This is a genomic window from Winogradskyella sp., from assembly GCF_003712105.1.
Lineage (GTDB): Bacteria > Bacteroidota > Bacteroidia > Flavobacteriales > Flavobacteriaceae > Winogradskyella.
Window position 1 is genome coordinate 31,647 of record NZ_RHLG01000004.1, and the last position, 16,397, is coordinate 48,043.

The 16,397-nt window shown below is 33.9% G+C and carries 20 protein-coding genes; 12 read left to right on the top strand and 8 right to left on the bottom strand.

Going from position 1 to position 16,397, the window contains the following annotated elements; translation table 11 throughout:
- The first annotated feature begins 4 nt into the window (after positions 1 to 4).
- The 7 genes from ED556_RS09750 to ED556_RS09780 are packed head-to-tail and all read left to right on the top strand — an operon-like array spanning position 5 to position 5,217.
- Positions 5 to 904 (top strand): ParB/RepB/Spo0J family partition protein, encoded by a 900-nt coding sequence (locus ED556_RS09750; protein ID WP_296322870.1) that lies wholly within the window; start codon positions 5 to 7, stop codon positions 902 to 904.
- The gene (locus tag ED556_RS09755; protein ID WP_296322873.1) at positions 894 to 1,496 is read left to right on the top strand and encodes a DUF5683 domain-containing protein; all 603 of its coding nucleotides are present in this window, start codon (positions 894 to 896) and stop codon (positions 1,494 to 1,496) included. The genes ED556_RS09750 and ED556_RS09755 overlap by 11 nt, the downstream gene beginning before the upstream one ends.
- 12 nt (positions 1,497 to 1,508) lie before the next feature.
- The gene (gene dapB, locus ED556_RS09760; protein ID WP_296322876.1) at positions 1,509 to 2,216 is read left to right on the top strand and encodes a 4-hydroxy-tetrahydrodipicolinate reductase; all 708 of its coding nucleotides are present in this window, start codon (positions 1,509 to 1,511) and stop codon (positions 2,214 to 2,216) included.
- 11 nt (positions 2,217 to 2,227) lie between these two features.
- Complete coding sequence (locus ED556_RS09765) at positions 2,228 to 2,596, top strand: four helix bundle protein (RefSeq protein ID WP_296322879.1); 369 nt, start codon at positions 2,228 to 2,230, stop codon at positions 2,594 to 2,596.
- A 51-nt stretch (positions 2,597 to 2,647) separates the two neighbouring features.
- On the top strand, positions 2,648 to 4,276 hold the full coding sequence (lepB, locus tag ED556_RS09770) for a signal peptidase I (RefSeq protein ID WP_296322881.1): 1,629 nt from the start codon (positions 2,648 to 2,650) through the stop codon (positions 4,274 to 4,276).
- Positions 4,277 to 4,288: 12 nt separating this feature from the next.
- The gene (locus tag ED556_RS09775) at positions 4,289 to 4,903 is read left to right on the top strand and encodes a WbqC family protein (protein ID WP_296322883.1); all 615 of its coding nucleotides are present in this window, start codon (positions 4,289 to 4,291) and stop codon (positions 4,901 to 4,903) included.
- Positions 4,903 to 5,217: a DUF6122 family protein gene (locus ED556_RS09780; RefSeq protein ID WP_296322885.1), complete on the top strand. Its 315-nt coding sequence runs from the start codon at positions 4,903 to 4,905 to the stop codon at positions 5,215 to 5,217. The genes ED556_RS09775 and ED556_RS09780 overlap by 1 nt, the downstream gene beginning before the upstream one ends.
- Here the strand turns inward: ED556_RS09780 and ED556_RS09785 are convergent.
- From ED556_RS09785 to ED556_RS09820, 8 genes are all read right to left on the bottom strand, one after another.
- Complete coding sequence (locus ED556_RS09785; RefSeq protein ID WP_296322887.1) at positions 5,209 to 6,222, bottom strand: endonuclease/exonuclease/phosphatase family protein; 1,014 nt, start codon at positions 6,220 to 6,222, stop codon at positions 5,209 to 5,211. The genes ED556_RS09780 and ED556_RS09785 overlap by 9 nt on opposite strands.
- Before the next feature lie 5 nt (positions 6,223 to 6,227).
- Positions 6,228 to 7,094, bottom strand: coding sequence for a rhomboid family intramembrane serine protease (locus ED556_RS09790; RefSeq protein ID WP_296322890.1), 867 nt, complete (start codon positions 7,092 to 7,094; stop codon positions 6,228 to 6,230).
- Complete coding sequence (locus tag ED556_RS09795) at positions 7,095 to 7,847, bottom strand: rhomboid family intramembrane serine protease (protein ID WP_296322893.1); 753 nt, start codon at positions 7,845 to 7,847, stop codon at positions 7,095 to 7,097. It lies immediately after the preceding gene.
- Positions 7,848 to 7,853: 6 nt separating this feature from the next.
- The gene (gene mutL / locus ED556_RS09800; RefSeq protein ID WP_296322897.1) at positions 7,854 to 9,719 is read right to left on the bottom strand and encodes a DNA mismatch repair endonuclease MutL; all 1,866 of its coding nucleotides are present in this window, start codon (positions 9,717 to 9,719) and stop codon (positions 7,854 to 7,856) included.
- A complete protein-coding gene (locus ED556_RS09805) occupies positions 9,719 to 10,021 on the bottom strand; it encodes a hypothetical protein (protein ID WP_296322901.1) in 303 nt (100 codons plus the stop codon). The genes mutL and ED556_RS09805 overlap by 1 nt, the downstream gene beginning before the upstream one ends.
- 7 nt (positions 10,022 to 10,028) lie before the next feature.
- Positions 10,029 to 10,244, bottom strand: a complete 216-nt coding sequence (locus ED556_RS09810) for a hypothetical protein (protein ID WP_296322904.1) — start codon at positions 10,242 to 10,244, stop codon at positions 10,029 to 10,031.
- 155 nt (positions 10,245 to 10,399) lie between these two features.
- Positions 10,400 to 10,912: a 6,7-dimethyl-8-ribityllumazine synthase gene (gene ribH, locus ED556_RS09815; protein WP_296322907.1), complete on the bottom strand. Its 513-nt coding sequence runs from the start codon at positions 10,910 to 10,912 to the stop codon at positions 10,400 to 10,402.
- Between the two features lie 3 nt (positions 10,913 to 10,915).
- Positions 10,916 to 11,680 carry a tetratricopeptide repeat protein gene (locus ED556_RS09820; protein WP_296322910.1) on the bottom strand — a complete coding sequence of 255 codons (765 nt, stop codon included), beginning with the start codon at positions 11,678 to 11,680 and terminating at the stop codon, positions 10,916 to 10,918.
- 137 nt (positions 11,681 to 11,817) lie between these two features.
- Between ED556_RS09820 and ED556_RS09825 the strand changes: the two genes are divergently transcribed.
- The 5 genes from ED556_RS09825 to ED556_RS09845 all read left to right on the top strand — a co-directional run bounded on the left by ED556_RS09825 (position 11,818) and on the right by ED556_RS09845 (position 16,396).
- Complete coding sequence (locus ED556_RS09825; RefSeq protein ID WP_296322912.1) at positions 11,818 to 12,897, top strand: DNA replication/repair protein RecF; 1,080 nt, start codon at positions 11,818 to 11,820, stop codon at positions 12,895 to 12,897.
- On the top strand, positions 12,894 to 13,316 hold the full coding sequence (locus tag ED556_RS09830; protein WP_296322915.1) for a lipocalin family protein: 423 nt from the start codon (positions 12,894 to 12,896) through the stop codon (positions 13,314 to 13,316). The genes ED556_RS09825 and ED556_RS09830 overlap by 4 nt, the downstream gene beginning before the upstream one ends.
- A gap of 23 nt (positions 13,317 to 13,339) precedes the next feature.
- Positions 13,340 to 13,636, top strand: a complete 297-nt coding sequence (locus ED556_RS09835) for a DUF721 domain-containing protein (protein ID WP_296322917.1) — start codon at positions 13,340 to 13,342, stop codon at positions 13,634 to 13,636.
- A 71-nt stretch (positions 13,637 to 13,707) separates the two neighbouring features.
- Positions 13,708 to 15,915 carry a RelA/SpoT family protein gene (locus ED556_RS09840; protein WP_296322920.1) on the top strand — a complete coding sequence of 736 codons (2,208 nt, stop codon included), beginning with the start codon at positions 13,708 to 13,710 and terminating at the stop codon, positions 15,913 to 15,915.
- A gap of 25 nt (positions 15,916 to 15,940) precedes the next feature.
- Positions 15,941 to 16,396 carry a transcriptional repressor gene (locus tag ED556_RS09845; RefSeq protein ID WP_296322923.1) on the top strand — a complete coding sequence of 152 codons (456 nt, stop codon included), beginning with the start codon at positions 15,941 to 15,943 and terminating at the stop codon, positions 16,394 to 16,396.
- Position 16,397: the final 1 nt, after the last annotated feature.

Sequence of the window (16,397 nt, forward strand, 5' to 3'; positions counted from 1 at the left end):
TAACATGGCGAAGGCAACAAAAAAGCAAGCTCTAGGTCGAGGACTTTCAGCATTATTAAAAGACCCAGATAATGATATAAAATCTGCATCTGACAAGAATGCTGATAAAGTTGTTGGAAATATAGTTGAGTTAGATATTGAGGATATAGAGATTAATCCGTTTCAACCAAGAACCAATTTTAATGAAGAAACGCTTAGAGAACTCGCGTCTTCAATAAGAGAACTTGGCGTTATACAACCAATTACCGTAAGAAAATTAGCCTTTAATAAGTATCAACTTGTTTCGGGTGAACGACGTTACAGAGCTTCAAAACTAATTGGTAACTCAACAATTCCAGCATATATTAGAATTGCTAACGATCAAGAATCGTTAGAAATGGCATTGGTTGAAAATATTCAACGTCAAGACTTAGACCCAATAGAGATTGCCTTGTCATACCAACGCCTTATTGACGAAATTCAACTTACTCAAGAACAAATGAGTGATCGTGTTGGTAAAAAACGTTCTACAATTTCTAACTATTTACGGTTATTAAAGTTAGACCCAATTATTCAAACAGGTATGAGAGATGGGTTTATTAGCATGGGGCATGGTCGCGCAATGATTAATATTGACAATCAAATTGACCAACTAGAAGTTTACGAAAAAATTATAACCAGTAAACTGTCTGTTAGAGCTACAGAAGCTTTGGTGAAAAACCTTAATAATCCTAAAACTGTTGTAAAATCTGAAACAATAGAAATTCCAAAACCAATTAAAAAAGGAATTAAGGAATTCTCAGAATACTTTGGCCATAAAATTGACGTTAAAGTAGCAAAGAATGGTAGTGGTAAAATTTCGATACCTTTTCATTCTGAAGAAGATTTTAATCGTATTATTAAACTTATTAAAAGTGCTAAATAAATCCGTTGTTTTAGTATTAATTGCACTTCTATTTTCTGTATCCATGTCTTCACAAATAAAAAGAGACAGTACAGTAAATACTAGCGTTGAAGAGCTCAACCTTGATAAGGCTTTACTTGTAAAGCGAGAAATTGACCCATTACGGCCGTCAAAAGCGGCATTCTATTCTGCCATTTTACCTGGCTTGGGGCAAGTTTACAATAAGAAGTATTGGAAAGTCCCTATCGTTGTTACCCTGATAACTGGTGGTATTTTGATTTATGATTTTAATAATGGTGAGTATAACCGGTATCGTGATGCCTTTAAAAGGCGTTTAGCTGGCTTTACTGATGATGAGTTTTTTGGTAATGGAACAACACCGATTATATCGGACGATGGTTTAATAAGAGCACAGCGACAGTTCAGGCGAAATAGGGATATTGCATTATTATTGACTATAGGTTTTTATGCCCTGAATATTATAGATGCAAACGTAGATGCACATTTGCTTCAGTTTAATGTAGATGAAAATTTAGCGATGCGGCCTCATTTTCAATATAATCCAATGGAAGACTCTTCAGATTTGGGTGTGACGCTGAATTTTAAATTTTAGAATGATTAGTATATGAGAATAGCTTTACTCGGTTATGGTAAAATGGGGAAAACAATAGAGCAAATTGCGATTAATCGTGGCCATTCTATCTCGCTTAAAATTAATCATGATGAAGATGAACTAAACTTCTCTGATACTGATGTCGCTATCGATTTTAGTCTTCCGACTACTGCAATTAAAAATATTAAAGCAGCAATTGACGCCAATGTACCAGTAATTTCTGGCACAACAGGTTGGTTAGACAAATATGGTGATGTAACTAATTATTGTAAGTCCAAAAATGGTGCATTTCTATACGCTTCGAATTTTAGTTTAGGCGTAAATATCTTTTTTGAAGTTAATCGTGTTTTGGCAACCTTAATTGCAGATTACAAAGATTACAATCTCGATATTGAAGAAATTCACCACACCCAAAAGTTAGATGCACCTAGCGGCACAGCCATTTCATTAGCCAATGATATTATCAGCAACTCAAATTATAAAAATTGGGAACTTGATAATGGCGATACTGACACTATTAAGATACATGCGAAACGCATAGAAAATGTCCCTGGCACACATACGGTCAATTATAATTCTGAAGTAGATACTATTGAAATTAAACATACTGCTCACAACAGACAAGGTTTTGCATTAGGTGCCGTTATTGCCGCAGAATGGATAGCTGATAAAAAAGGTGTCTTTAGTATGAAAGACGTCCTAGGTTTAAATGTCAAATGATAAATGTTTGAATGACGAATCTTAAAAAAAATGACTTAAAGGATAGAACCAAATCTTTTGCTCATGATTGCATAAAAATCACAGCTCAATTATCAAATGACTATTTATCTAATCATATAAAAAAGCAACTTATTCGAAGTTCGACTTCAGTAGCAGCAAATTATAGAGCTACTTGTATAGCACAATCAAAAAAAGCCTTTATTGCTAAAATTAGCATTGTTATTGAGGAGATTGATGAAAGTTTGTTTTGGATAGAATTTATTCAAGATGAAAACTTACTTTTGCCTGAAAGCTGTAAATCTTTGTTAAAAGAAGCTGATGAATTGACAAGAATTTTCATTTCATCAAGAAAAACTGCAAATTTGAACCTAAACAACTAAATCTAAAATTGATTATTGGTCATTAGACATTAATCAATCAAAAATATTTATATGGACTCGACACAGTGGTTAATATTTATAATAATAATACAAATTATACATGGCTTAGGCACTTGGAAGCTTTACATTAAAGCTGGCCGACAAGCTTGGGAAGCATTTATTCCTATTTATAACGCGGTCATTTTAATGAAAATTATCACTCGGCCTTGGTGGTGGGTTATCCTCATTTTTCTGCCAATTGTAAATTTAATTATGATTCCAGCAGTTTGGGTAGAAACTGCGAGAGCCTTTGGTAAAGACACTAAATTTGATGCCTTAATTTGTATACTTACTTTAGGATTTTACTTATACTATCTTAACTATTTAGCTGATGTTGAGTTTATTGAAAACCGTGAACTTAAGCCTAAGACTTCAACAGGCGAATGGATTACCTCTATCCTATTTGCCATTGTTGCTGCAACTATAGTACATACTTACTTTTTTCAACCATTTGTAATTCCATCTTCATCATTAGAAAAGTCCTTATTAGTCGGTGATTTTTTAATTGTGAGTAAGTTACATTATGGTGCTCGTGCTCCAATGACTACAGTAGGAACACCTATGGTACATGATACAATTCCTGTATTAAAATCTAAATCGTATTTATACAGCGACAATTATGAAAAGCGGGAAACAGCTTGGCAAAACAAATTGCAATTACCATACTTTAGATTTCCTTCATTTGAAAAAATAAAGAACAACGACTACGTCGTTTTTGGTCAGCCTGCTGACACATTACGAAACATGGATATATTTACACCAGACCGTAATTATTATAAACCTATAGATAAGAAAACGAACCTTGTAAAACGTTGCGTGGCTATACCTGGTGATACTTTAGAAATTAGAGAAGGTTATGTATATATCAACGGTAAAAAGAATGTAATTCCAGGTCGTGGTGAGCTCCAATTTTCATACGATGTAAAATTGAAGAATCCTTTACGCTCTCAGGCAGATGTAGACAGAATTCTGAAAGTAATTGACAGAGCAGATATAGATGATGGTTTTGGACGAGTTCCAAATACTGAAGATACTTACAGAGTTTTTGCCGCTTCGGATAAGGCAATCGCAGCTTTAAAGAACCATCCAGAAGTACTTTCTGTAAAACGAAATATTACTGAAAAAGGCCAATATGGAGCAACATTTCCTCGTGATCCAAATTATTCATGGAATGTTGACTTTTTCGGGCCATTATATATCCCAAAGGCTGGTACAACCACTGAGCTTAATGTACAGAATTTACCATTATTTGATCGCTTAATACAAGAATATGAAGGTCATAATGTGTATGCCAGAGGTAATGAGGTTGTATTAGATGGAGAAGTCGTTGACTCCTATACTTTTGAAAAGGACTATTACTGGATGATGGGTGATAACCGTCATAACTCAGTAGATAGTCGTGCTTGGGGATTTGTGCCCTTTGACCATGTTATTGGTAAGCCTGTATTTATTTGGATGAGTATCGACGGAATTAATGATGGTATTAAAAATTGGAGCTTCCGCTGGGATAGAGTCTTTACTACTGTGAATGGTAAAGGTGAGCGCGTATCGTACTTATTGCCGTTTTTAGCTGTTATTATTGGTATTACATTCTTTAATCGTTGGCGCAAAAAGAAAAAGCTAAAATCTGAAACTAAATAATTCAGATCTAGAATGCTTCTGCATCCTACATACTTTCCAAACATTGCTCATTTTAAAGCAATGATATCAAGCGAAAATCTGATTTTCGAAGTTTGTGATAATTACCAAAAACAGACTTATAGAAACAGAGCAGAGATTTATGCCGCTAATGGTAAGCTCGCATTGTCCGTTCCGGTTTCATATACCCAAAAACATCGACAACAAACCAAAGATGTCTTAATTTCGGGAACAGAACAATGGCAAGCCCAGCATCTTAAGTCGTTAGATTCTGCATATCGTATGTCTCCTTTTTATGAATTTTATCGTGATGATTTAAGGCCTATATTCAATACTAAATTCAAATATCTGCTTGATGTTACTCTTATGAGTTTTGAGTTACTTTGCGAATGCCTTGAACTGAATATAGATTATAAGCTCTCCGATGAATATGCCCCTCATGATAATGAACCAAATGATTATCGATATTTAGTTAATGCTAAAGTTAAAGATGAATCTCAATTTTTAAAATACACGCAAGTTTTTACGCAAAAACATGGGTATTTGCCTAATCTTAGCATTTTGGATTTACTTTTTAATGAAGGTCCAAACACAATAAATCACCTTAATAATTTAGACCTGAACAACTAATGCTTCAGCTAATTTTACATTATGGTATTCATATTTTGGGACCGTTGCTTGTTGCCATTATTTTCTTTAGAAAGCAATGGAAAAGAGCATTTATAATAATGCTTTTAGGGTTTTTAATAGATATGGATCATCTGCTGGCAGACCCAATTTTTGATGCAAATCGATGTAGCATCAATTTTCATATACTTCATAGCTATTATGCCATTGGTGTATATCTTCTTTTAGCTCTAATAAAACAGACAAGACTACTTGGATTAGGCTTACTCATACATATTGTGGCTGATGCAGTAGATTGTTGGTTTATGCTATTTTAAGGTCGCTTTAATAGGGAAATGATCAGATAACTTAATATTATAATTCTTAAAGCCATTAACTTCAAACGACGTATCTGTAAGTATAAAATCTATTCTTAGGGGAATTCTATTAAAATCAAACGTTTTACCAAAACCATTGCCAGCTACATTAAAGGCATCATTAAAATCGCCTTTTATCTTATCATACACATAAGAGTACGCCGTGTTATTAAAATCGCCTGTAATAATGGTTCTATATTTACACTGCTTTCGATGCGCTACAACCAATTCGGCTTGCGATTGCTGCATCTGGAACACCTCACCTATTCGGCGTGTTAATTCTTCAGAACCTTCCTTCTGTAAATCGCTAACTTCAGTACTAACCTTAGATGATTGTAAATGTAAATTATAAACTCTTATAGTATCTCTCTGCTTAACAATGTCGATATAAATAGCGCTATTTGATGTATTTGGAAATTTGATGTTACCAGAGTTTATAATCGGAAACTTTGAAAAAATGGCTTGGCCACTTTTTATTTTATCACCTGTTATATGTTCATATTTTTCATAACCAGGCAGATTGAAAGTTTCTGTTTTCCGATACTCTTGTATACTCAGAATTGAAGGTTTTTCTGAAGTGATAAACTTTAAAATATCTGCCTCGGTGTTTTTATTGGGCATCCAATTAAACACATTAAACAGGCGCACATTATAATTCATTACAGAAAAATTTAAATCATCTTCAACTGTTTTAGAACCTGTAAATTTATAAATAGATGTAATGTAATTAAAGCCTAAAAGCAATACCAAAAACGATAATAAGAGCTGCTTTTTTACATTAAATAGCCAATACAAAAAGAACAAAATATTAAGAAAAATAAGCCCCGGAACTGCTAAACTTAAAACCGATAATATAGAAAAACTTTTAGGAGGAATATAAGGCAGTACATAAGCAATTAATAACAGAAAGGCGGCCAATGAATTGGCAAAGAATACAATTCTGTTTATAAAACTAAGTCCTTTCACTACTATTATTTCTTGCCTTGCCTAAACAAAAACTCCTTCTCTTTGGCTGTTAAACTCTCGTAACCACTTTTGCTTATTTTATCTAGGATGCTGTCTATTTGTGTCTGCTTATTTAACGTATCAAACTCTGTTTTGGTCTTCGAGCTTGTTTTTGAAGTACGCTTTTTACGATGAACGGTCTTTAAATTAGATTTTGGTCTAAACAAACTCATCAAAGCATCCATTAAACGTTCAAAACCCTTGCCTATATCTTTACCTGCTAATAATTGTTTAGCATAATAGAAACCTAATAAATAACCGCCAATGTGTGAAACATACCCACCAGAGTTTAGTCCTAATAGCATTCTAATCAAATCTAATGAAACAAATACTAGAGCAATATACTTCCACTTTATATTAAAAAGGCCAAAGAGCCTGATTTCAGAATTTGGCATGTATGCAGCAACAAATAGTAATAACGCAGATACTCCTGCCGAAGCTCCACGTAATGTACCGCCTGCACCAAAGAAATCGTTAGGCCACAGATTGGCAATTGCCATAAATAAAACACCACCAGAAATGACTCCTAAAAAATAGATATTTAAAACAGTTTTAACTCGAAAAAGGTTAAGGCAAACTCTAGATAGATAATAGAGTAATAACATATTAAACAACAAATGCCATAGCCCAATATGAATAAAACTATAGGTAATTATAGACCAAGGCTGTAAAATAAAGTCACCAAAATCTGCAGGTAAAATAAAATAAGATTGAAAATTACCTAACCTAAAAGCTCTTATGAGTAGTAATACGATAAATATTACAGCATTAACTACTATAAGCTTACCGAAGCTATTGAGTGTATTGTATTTGTACTTAAGGTCGTTAAACATCTAATTCCAACGGTATTTGTCCATACTATTCTTTTTCCAATACCACATAATAAGCGCACCAATAATTGCGCCACCAACATGCGCCATATAAGCCGTATTACTTGGGCTAAAGAATGATTGTCCACTAAACGCTGAGATAATATCAAGAATTATTATACCAGGAATAAAATACTTAGCCTTAATAGGTATAGGTAAGAAAATAAGCATTAACTCCGCATTAGGATTCATCATACCAAATGCAGAAAGGATTCCCATAATACATCCCGAAGCTCCAACCATTGAAGCAGCATAAATCGGAGCAATATTTCTTAAAAGTACCAACTGCTCATCCGTTATGGTATTTAAGACCCTATTAGTATCTATCATGTTAAATATTTGCTCCTTTGAAATACCGGAATCTAACAAATTATTTAAGTCTGGAATAAAGTTGAAATAGTAATACCCTAGTTGAAATAAAACAGCTCCTAAACCCGCTGAGAAATAAATAAATAAAAAACGTTTAGTCCCTAAGCTGCGTTCTACAGGCGTACCAAACATCCAAAGTGCAAACATATTGAACAACAAATGTGTACCATTGCCATGCATAAACATATGTGTTATAATTTGCCATGGCTGAAATGCATCATTCTGAGGAAAATATAGTGCAAACCATTGGTAAAAAGACTGACCATCACCAATACTTAAAGTACCTATAAACATGATTATATTTATAATCAATAGATGTTTTACAGCGTCTGTTATTCCTAATCTCATAATCGTCTACATAAATTTTTTTTCAATATCGTTTACACCAAACGTAATAAATGTGGTTTTATTTGTTGGTGATACTGAAGGTTCCTTGCAAGCGAATAAACTATTCACTAAATGCTCTTGCTCGTCTTTTTCTAATACTTGCCCAGTTTTAATAGCTAAACTTTTTGCCATTGATTTTGCTAATAAATCTGATGCACTAAAATTTTGATCAGGCACATCATTCACCACATCACTAATCAATTGCTCTAATACTATTTTTACTTCAGCTTCAGCAACACCAACAGGAACACCTTTAATGGTCAATTGTTCATTTTGGATATCAGTAAATTCAAAACCTGCATGTTCTAAATCACTTTGCAATTGTTTTATAGCTTCCATATCTGAAGTCGTAAAATGCAACTCTAACGGGAATAACAATTGCTGTGTCGTTGCTTCCTTAGACGTGAGTTGCTTCAGCAAATTTTCATATAAAATGCGTTGATGCGCACGATTCTGATCTACTATCAGCATCCCAGATTTTATTGTACTTACTATGTATTTTTTGTGTAATTGATAGGTTGTTTTCTCTTGCTTAACTTCATCATCCTTAAAGATTGAACCTGTTTCAGAGTCACTTTCGAAGGTAACTTCAGAAAAGTCATCACCATCATTACTGTTTGATTTTGATTCTAAACCTACATATAGGCTTTCCCAATTAGCGGTTGGTTTTGTAAAATGACTAGCCGAGCTTTTAAAACTCTTACTTGGTGTTTTTGAAGATTCGTCAGCAAATGGATTAAAAGACCTATCTACTTCTATCGTTGGTGTTTGTCCGGCTTTATCTTTATAGTTATATGGCGTATTAAGATTTGTATTGCTTTCAAAATCCAAAACTGGCGCAATATTAAACTGACCTAAACTATGCTTCACAGCTGACCTTAAAATGGCATACAGCGTATGCTCATCATCAAACTTAATCTCGGTCTTTGTAGGATGAATATTAATATCAATAGTTTTTGGGTCAACCGTAAGGTTTAAAAAATAACTTGGATGATAACCATCTTTAAGTAAACCTTCAAAAGCAGCATTAATGGCATGATTTAAATATGGGCTTTTTATAAAGCGATTATTGACAAAGAAAAACTGTTCTGATTTGGTTTTTTTTGAAAACTCAGGCTTACCTACAAATCCAGATACTTTAAGCACTTCGGTATGTTCTTCTACAGGTACTAATTTTTCGTTGGTTTTAGACCCAAAAATATGAACTACACGTTGGCGGTAATTGCTCGATTGTAGATTAAACAACTCACTACCATTGTGAAACATAGTAAAGGCAATATCCGGGTGCGCTAACGCTACGCGATGAAACTCGTCAGTTACATGTCGTAACTCAACAGTATTTGACTTTAAAAAATTACGACGTGCAGGAATATTAAAAAACAAATTCTTAACTGCAACAGATGTTCCTTTTGGAACTACAGTAGCTTCTTGCGATTTTACATGACTACCTTCAATTAATATTTCAGTACCAAGTTCGTCTTGTTCTTGTTTGGTTTTCAGCTCTACATGAGCAATTGCAGCAATACTCGCTAAAGCTTCTCCACGAAAACCTTTGGTATGTAATTGAAATAAGTCCTCAGCTGACCTAATCTTTGACGTTGCATGACGCTCAAAAGATAATCTGGCATCAGTAGTACTCATTCCTTTACCGTTATCAATAACTTGTACCAGGGTTTTACCAGCTTCTTTAAGTATAAGTTTAATTTCTGTAGCACCAGCATCGATGGCATTTTCCAAAAGTTCTTTAACTACAGAAGCAGGACGTTGCACGACTTCACCAGCAGCAATTTGGTTGGCCACATGGTCTGGTAAGAGTTGAATGATGTCTGACATTAGCTTTTAGAGAAAATGGATAAGTCGAAGTCAAGAATATAAAGTGATATAAATACTAATATTAGGATAATGATATAAATCGTAGTATTAAAACCTGAATTATTTCTATTTCTACTGCTTATTCTTTTTTCGTGCCAGTGTCCAGAAATATCATTATCATTGAGTGTCTCGGCATATGCATCAAACTTTGTAGGATATGCAGTTTCATCAGTATCTTGTTTACCTTTGTAGTACCTTGGCGTATAATTAAATCTTTTGTTTTTTGGTAATCCTTTGAATAATTTAAACTTTATTGGCCCCATAATACTATTACTTTATATATCCGTTTAGGACATAGATTAAAACAAAGACAAATACTAGAAATATAATTAGCATTGGCATAGAAGTAAAAAAACTTTTTCTTCGATGCGTATGACCTCTCATCTCATCCCATTTAGCCTTTAAGTCACTATCAGATTCTTCCTTTTTAGAATCTGACAAGCGAGTTTTATAATTAAAACGTCTTGGCTTTCGCTGATTAAACATCTTTTGTATCGTCAATTAGATTACCGCTCTAAATTACTTAAAATAGAAGTAAATTTAGTACGACAACTCCTAAAAATTGTTAACAAAAAGCCTGCCAAAATAACCTATACTGACAGATGTACAAATGGAAAGTGTTTCATAAAGAAAGAAAAAAATTAGTAACCTATACTAATACCTCTTCCTCTAGAGTTTTTGCGAAGTTCTGCCATTTTAATAGCAGCGATAGCGGCTTCAGTGCCTTTGTTACCATGCTTCCCACCAGAACGGTCAATAGACTGCTGCATTGTATTATCGGTAAGAACACAGAAAATTACAGGAGTTTCATTCTGAATATTTAAATCTTTGATGCCTTGAGTGACACCTTCACAAACAAAATCAAAGTGTTTTGTTTCGCCTTGAATAACACAACCAATAGCAATAACAACATCTACATTTTGTCCTTGCATTTTTTTGCTGCCGTATACAAGTTCAAAACTGCCAGGCACATTCCAACGTGTAATGTTTTTATCTAATGCGCCACAATCTTTAAGTGCTTCAATGGCACCATCATATAAACCTTCAGTTATGGTATCATTCCATTCTGAAACAACAATCCCAAATCGAAAGTCTTTCGCATTTGGGATTGTAGCTTTATCGTAGTTTGATAAATTTTTATTTTCGGTTGCCATAATCTATAAGCTTGCAGAAGCTTTTCCTATCAGCACATCCACGTCTTTAGCTTCGTTAGATTCAGAATATTCAGACTTAATACGGTTTAAGTAATCTAAAGCCTTCTGATTTTCGTCTAAGCTCATAGCTACTATTGCCGCTTTCATTAAGTATAAAGGTGTCGTGAAATCATTTGCATTTGCTGCAATTGCTTTCTCATAATACTCCAATCCTTCTTCTAATTGATTTAACTGCACAAATGCATCACCTATTCCACCTTTGGAAATAGCACTAAGCATAATGTCTTTACTTGAAAAATCACTTAAGTACTTTATAGCGTCGTCATACTTTTTCATATTAAGGTAAGCCATACCAGCATAGTAGTTAGCTAGGTTACCTGCAGGAGTACTACCATACTCTTCAATAATATCTAGCATTCCATATTTTCCTTCTCCACCTTCTAAAGCTAAGGTATATAAAGAATCACTTGCAGTTGCGGTTAAAGCTTCATCAAAATAGCTTTGCGCTTTAGCCATTTCATTCATTGCTTCTTTGGCATTTGGCTCAGCTATAAATCTATTATATCCCATAATAGCTAATACAACCAAAGCTACAACACCAACAACCCCAAAAATATAATTCTGATTTTTTACAACCCATTCTTCGGTTTTAGAAGCGGACTCATCTAAGGTATTAAACACCTCAGCAGTTGTTGATCCTTCTTCAATGACCTCAGTCTTTTCTTTTTTAGTTTTAGGCTTATATCCTCTTTTCTTATAAGTTGCCATAATTTCTAATTTGTGCGGGGCAAAAATAAAATATTTATTGGTAAATAAAAGCCTATTTATTTGTTATTTTTCAATATTTTGCAGCCAATACGCGCCAAGAGCAATTACGTTTAAATTCAGAAGATTACGGCACTTTTATGCATCTCAACAAACTCTCATTAGTCAATTACAAAAATTTTGAAAGCGCATCTTTCGAGTTTGATGCTAAAATTAATTGTTTTGTGGGTGCAAATGGCATAGGAAAAACTAATGCTTTAGATGCTATTTATCATCTTGCCTTTGGTAAAAGTTATTTTAATCCAGTCGCCACTCAAAATATAAAACACGGTGAAGATTTTTTTGTAGTTGATGGTCAATTTTTAAAACAAAATCGTGACGAAAAAATTATTGTCTCACTAAAAAAAGGGCAAAAGAAAGTTATAAAACGTAACGGTAAAGCCTATGAGAAATTTAGTGAACATATTGGGTTTATTCCTTTAGTCATTATTTCTCCTGCAGATCGGGATCTGATTAGCGAAGGTAGTGATGTGCGTCGCAAGTTTGTTGATAGTGTTATCTCCCAAAGTGACAAAGTTTACTTATCTGATTTAATACGTTATAACAAAGTGTTATCGCAACGCAATGCACTGCTAAAGTACTTTGCACTTAATAATACCTTCAACACTGATACTTTAGAGGTTTATGACCAGCAATTGGCAACGTTTGGTAAACCAATTTTTGAGAAACGTGCAGCGTTTTTAGAGACATTCATCCCAGTTTTTAAACAACGTTATGCAGCAATTAGTAATAGTAACGAAAACATTGATTTAAGTTACAAAAGCGATTTGTTTGATACGGAATTAGATACATTATTAAAACAACATCTTGCTAAAGATAGGGCTATACAATACACCAGTGTTGGTATACACAAAGACGATTTGCAATTTAAAATTGAAGATTATCCGATTAAGAAGTTTGGTAGTCAGGGTCAGCAAAAATCATTTTTAATAGCCTTAAAATTGGCTCAATTCGATTTTATCAAATCTCAAAGTGGCGTTGCTCCTATTCTACTCCTAGATGATATTTTTGATAAGCTAGATGAAAACCGTGTAGCACAAATTATTACGATGGTAGATGATGCAGATTTTGGTCAAATTTTTATTAGTGATACGCATGCTGAACGCACTGAAACTATTGTAAAACATAGTCACCAATCTTATAAAATCTTTAAACTATGAGAAAGATAGTTGTAATCTTATTTACTCTGGTATTCTTTTCTTGTTCTAAAAATCCAGAATCTTTTTTAGAATATGTTAATGGGTATTGGGAAATAGATAAAGTAATGTTTAGCAATGGAGATGTTAAGACTTATAAATACAATGAAACCATAGATTATATACAAATTACTGACAACTTAAAAGGCTTCAGAAAAAAGCTAAAACCAGGTTTTAACTCCAAATATATTACCTCTGATGATGCTGAAGGTATTACCGTGAAAATTGAAAATGACAGTCTTCATCTGCATTATAAGACGCCTTATAATAATTGGAAGGAAACTATCATTGATGCCAATGAAAATAGTCTTAAAGTTGTAAACGACCAACAAACCATATACCTTTATAAAAGATATGTTCCATTAGAACTCGATCTAGAATAGTTAAAAATTAGTACTCATAAATCATGGCAAGACGGAATAACGATAATCAATCCTTACAAGATGCATTGAAGCAATTTGTTAGTACTAACAATTTGCAATCTGGGTTAGACAAAGTTAATGTGCGTGAGGCATGGGCGAAGCTTATGGGTAATGGCGTCAATAATTATACGACTGCAATTGAGCTAAAAAACGAAACGCTCTATGTACAACTTAACTCAAGTGTTTTGCGTGAAGAATTAAGCTATGGGAAAGAAAAAATCATCACCATGCTTAATGAATCTTTAGGAAAAGACGTCGTATCAAAATTAGTATTAAGATAAATTAGTTACTACCCTAAAATTCCAAACCAAAAACTATTGCTTATTCCAAATGGTCTTCTTACTTTAGTTTTATGACTGAAGAAGCTATTGAAAAAGAAAATGCTGAAATTGCTAAGGCTTACAAGCAACTCCTAAAAGTAAGTTATCAGACTTTAACGCGCGAAGACAAAAAGTTAATTCGTCACGCCTTTGATGTGGCATTAGATGCACACAAAGATCAACGCCGTAAGTCTGGTGAAGCCTATATATTTCACCCAATAGCAGTTGCAAAAATAGTGGCTCAAGAAATTGGTTTAGATGCCACAAGTATAGCTGCAGCATTACTTCATGATGTTGTTGAAGATAATCCTAACTACACTATCGCTGATATGGAACGCCTTTTTGGTGAAACCGTTGCAAGAATTGTTGATGGATTGACTAAGATTTCGTCCTTAAAAAAGGATATGGATGTCTCACTTCAGGCAGAGAATTTCAGAAAGATGCTACTGACGCTTAATGATGATGTGCGTGTTATTATTATCAAAATTGCAGACCGCTTACACAACATGCAAACTATGGATAGCATGCGTAGTGATAAGCAAGTAAAAATAGCATCTGAAACACTCTATATCTATGCACCGCTTGCCCATAGAATTGGTTTGTACAACATTAAGACAGAGCTCGAAGATTTAGGTTTAAAATATACTGAACCAGAGGTTTACAATGATATTTTGAATAAAATTCAAGATAGTAAAGAAGAGCAAGATGCATACATCAAAGCCTTTTCGAAAGTCATTGAAGATTCATTGAATAAAGAAGGCCTTAACTACGAAGTTAAAGGACGACCTAAATCAATTTTCAGCATACGCAGAAAAATGGTGAAACAAGCTGTTACTTTTGATGAAGTCTACGATAAGTTTGCTGTAAGAATTATCTATAAATCGGATATAGCTAACGAGAAGTTTTTGGCTTGGAAAATATACTCCATTGTAACAGATCACTTTACGCCTAACCCAATACGACTAAGAGATTGGATATCATCACCAAAATCTACTGGTTACGAAGCATTGCATATTACAGTAGTTGGCCCAAAAGGCCGTTGGGTCGAAGTGCAAATTCGTAGTGAACGCATGAACGAAATTGCTGAAAAAGGCTATGCTGCACACTACAAATACAAGAATGCGAATGAAAAGGAAGATAGTCTAGATTTATGGATTAATCGCTTGCAAGAAACGCTTGAGAGCAACGAAGCAGATGCTGTTGATTTTGTAGAGCAATTTAAGCTCAACTTGTACGCAAAAGAGATATTTGTATTCTCACCAAAAGGCGATTTAAAATCACTTCCAAAGGGTGCAACACCATTAGATTTTGCATTTAGTATTCATACAGAAGTCGGCATGAAAACCCGTGGCGCCAAGGTTAATAATAAGCTTGTGCCTCTAAGTCATGAGCTTAAAAGTGGTGATCGCGTGGAGATACTTACCTCAGAAAACTCTAAGCCCAATAGCAACTGGTTAGATTATGCTACTACCGCTCGAGCTCGTAGTAAGATCAAATCTTACCTCAATGCAGACAAAAAAGAAATGGCTGCTGAAGGTAAGGAAATACTGCGCCGTAAGTTAAAACAACTTAAGATTACGCTTAACGAAAAGTCGGTAAATGAATTGGTAAATTATTTTAAGTTAAATACATCTTTAGACCTATTCTATCGTGTTGGTTTAGGTACAATTGATAATACAATGCTTAAGGCGTTTGCTGCATCAAGAAGCAATGTATTTGTGAGCTACATAAAAAACAGAATTCGTCGTCCTGAAGCACCAAAGGATATTGATAAAGACGAAATTACTTCTAAATACGACATGCTTGTATTTGGTAAAGAGGAAGAACGCTTAGATTATACTTTGGCAAAATGTTGCAACCCCATTCCTGGAGATAATGTATTTGGGTTTTTAACTATAAATGATGGCATCAAGGTGCATAAAAAAAACTGCCCAAACGCAGTAAGCCTGCAATCTAATTATGCGTATCGCATAATGAAAGCCAAGTGGATAGATTCTACGCAGCGCGAATACACATCACAAATTAAACTATCTGGTCTCGACAATTTAGGCTTGCTGAATGATATTACAAAAGTAATTTCGTCTAATATGCATGTAAATATGAAAAGCCTAAATTTTTCTAGTGATGATGGTATTTTCTCAGGCAAAATTACTGTGATCGTAAAGAACAAAACGATGCTAAAAAAACTTATTGAAAACTTAAAGAAAATTAATGGTATCGATAAGGTAACCAGAGTGTAAAATTTGTTTAAATTTACACCCTATTATGGAAACTAATACAAAAGAAAGTAATCAAGAAATTGTAAAGCGTGTTTTTACCAGTTTTTTAGAAGAAAACGGCCACAGAAAAACACCTGAACGCTACGCTATACTTCAAGAAATTTACGAAAGTGAAGAGCATTTTGATATTGAATCATTGTATATTAAAATGAAAAACAAAAACTATCGTGTAAGTCGTGCAACGTTATACAATACGATTGAGTTATTACTTGATTGTGCCTTAGTTCGTAAACATCAGTTTGGTCAGAATCAAGCGCATTACGAAAAATCGTATTTTGATAAGCAGCACGACCATGTTATTTTAACAGACACTGGTGAAGTTATTGAGTTTTGCGACCCACGCATACAATCCATTAAAAAAACCATAGAAGAAGTTTTTGATATCGAAATCAACAACCATTCACTGTATTTCTATGGTAACCGAAAAAACAACACTAACTAAT